Below are 2,527 nucleotides of genomic sequence, written 5' to 3' on the forward strand. Positions count from 1 at the left end.
GCCGGAGGCGCGAAGCCTCCGAAGAGCGGCATCCGACTTGTCTCCGTGTGTTAGCCTTTGCAAACATAGTAACTTACCAATTAAAAGGTTGCTTGTAAAGAAAATGAATAGGTACGAGCAAAAGGATAATCTAATCCTCTTTCTACCTTCACTGTCGATGCACGAAAAATGTCATTCATATAAAAACTAACTTTCAACTGAGAAATTTTAAGACGAGTTAATAATTCCGTATTACGAAAATCATAACCAATATTCAAAGTTGAAAAACGAAGTTCATTTAAATCTTGTACAAAACGTGAACTGGGCTTAGTTACTTTAGCAGGACTATAAGAGAAATCTACGATATCACCAGGTTGCTTCCATACCGCATCGTATATTCGCTTATCAACATTTAATCCTACATATGCATTTTCTACACGATTTACCAAAGTTTGATTATAAACTTGTCCTCCTAATTGATAGTAGAAAGACATATTCATAAAAACTCCTTTATAATCAACATTAACTCCAAAAGTTCCTGTATATTTTGGCATTGCATCTCCACAAACCACTTGATCTTCCGTTCTCCAAACCATCGTCTTGTCGCCATTTTTGGTTAAATACACTTCATCGCCTGTAGCAGGATCTATACCTAAAGATCGCACAGCCCATATTGCATTCATAGATTCACCCTCAATAAAATGCAATTGAGGCTTATTCGTTTTTCCTCCTTGAATTTCACTATCTACTTCATCATTATAACTCTTTAATGCGTTAGATATCTTTTTTAACTTGTTTGAGTTTTTCGCAATAGAAAAAAATGTACTTAAATACCTATTACTTGCGGGGTCATACAATAAATGTGCATTTAATTTAAGTTCCATACCTTTATTTTCAGTACTTCCCAAATTTTCCATATAGCTACGGAACCCCATTGATGGAGGTATCGTAAGAGCCAGGAGTTGATCTTCTGTTTTCTGTGTATAATAATCATACCGGACGCTTAAACGGTTCATCACATTAATATCAACACCTATATTATAATCTAACGTTTTCTGCCATTTTAAATTATCATTTGGCAGAGCCATTAAATATGAACCTATCCAATTATCGTAAACTTGTGTTTGATAATAACCAAATGTAGCTAAAGCTTGATAAGAACTGAAGTTATGTGCACCAGTATAGCCCGTGGATGCTCTTAACTTAAATTGCTTTAACCAAGACGCATTTTTAAGGAAATGTTCTTTGTGTAAATTCCACCCTAAACCAGCAGCCCAGAAGTGTCCCCAACGGTTTTCTTTTCCAAAAAGAGAAGAGGCACTTGCTCGATAAGATAAATCAGCCAAATAGCGATCATCGTAAGAATAGTTCAATGCTGACAAAAAACTAATAGAACGGTTAATACCTTCACTTCCAGAAAAAGGTTGAATGTTATCTGGTTTTAATCCCGATGCAATAAAATTAATCCTGTCATTCGGAAAACCTATTACTTTAAACTGGGTTGATTCAGATTGATTCTGCTGCATGCTCCAACCCGCATTTACGAGTAACTGATGTTTTTTCAAATATAAAGAATAATTTGCTGTTAAATCTGCAGAAATAGAACTGGACTCTCCATTCGATTTGCTATACTGCCCTTTTTCAAAAGTTCGTTCCTCTGAATATCCTAAAAAGTAGGTATGGGATGCTGGATAAAAATCTTCTCTTTTATTGAAGATTTTAGTTAATCCTAATCGACCTCTTAATTTTAAGGTCTCTAATATTTGCCATTCAATATAAAAGTTATCTGTTAAACGCGTATATTTACTAAAATTTTTAGTGCCAATCGTCGTATTCCATAAGGGGTTTCCTTTAGTAACTCCAATTAATCCACCCCCACCTGTTGAACCTGCAACCTTTTTAAGATTACCAGCTTCATCGTATGGAGTCCAATATGGATTTAGTTCTGCATACTCTGAGAATGAGCCATAAGGAGAATCATCTGCATGATTTAAGCTTGTATTGAATTGATTGCGAAATAATAAATTCTTATATCGATAAGAAAGAACAAATCCTCCAGAAAAAGTTTTACGATCAGAGCCTTTCATTACTCCTTTGATATCGTTGTATAATAAATCCACTCCATATCTAATTCGCTCATCACCACCTTCTAAATAAACTGAATGTCTATGTCCTAATCCTGTGTGTAAGGGTTGAGCTAACCAGTCAGTATCTACACCGCGGGCAATTTCCGCTTGTATGCTGTTTAAATATTGCTCCCAAAACCATGGATCTGAATATACTCCATGTTTTTTATCTACTTCAAACTTTTCTTGAGCATTACAAAGATTATAGCCTGTCAAATCTGGAATTGTTAAGTTCAAATCTCCTTTATACGAAATTCTTAATTTACCGGTTTCAGGTTTTCTGGTTTCAATCACAACGACACCATTTGCTGCTTTTGATCCATAAATAGCTTTAGCGGCAGCATCTTTTAACCCAAATCGGTCATTAGAAAAAGCTTCTTGTCATTTTCTAATGACCGCCATTAGAAAAACAGCATTGTATA

1 pseudogene is annotated in these 2,527 nt (G+C 35.1%); it reads right to left on the reverse strand.

Features of this window, described 5'->3' with window-relative positions:
- Positions 1-80: 80 nt before the first annotated feature.
- Positions 81-2,444, reverse strand: a pseudogene (locus DEM91_RS12345) (SusC/RagA family TonB-linked outer membrane protein); the annotation flags it as partial.
- Between the last annotated feature and the right edge of the window lie 83 nt (positions 2,445-2,527).

Source organism: Prevotella sp. TCVGH, assembly GCF_023522295.1.
In the GTDB taxonomy this organism is placed as follows: Bacteria; Bacteroidota; Bacteroidia; order Bacteroidales; family Bacteroidaceae; genus Prevotella; species Prevotella timonensis.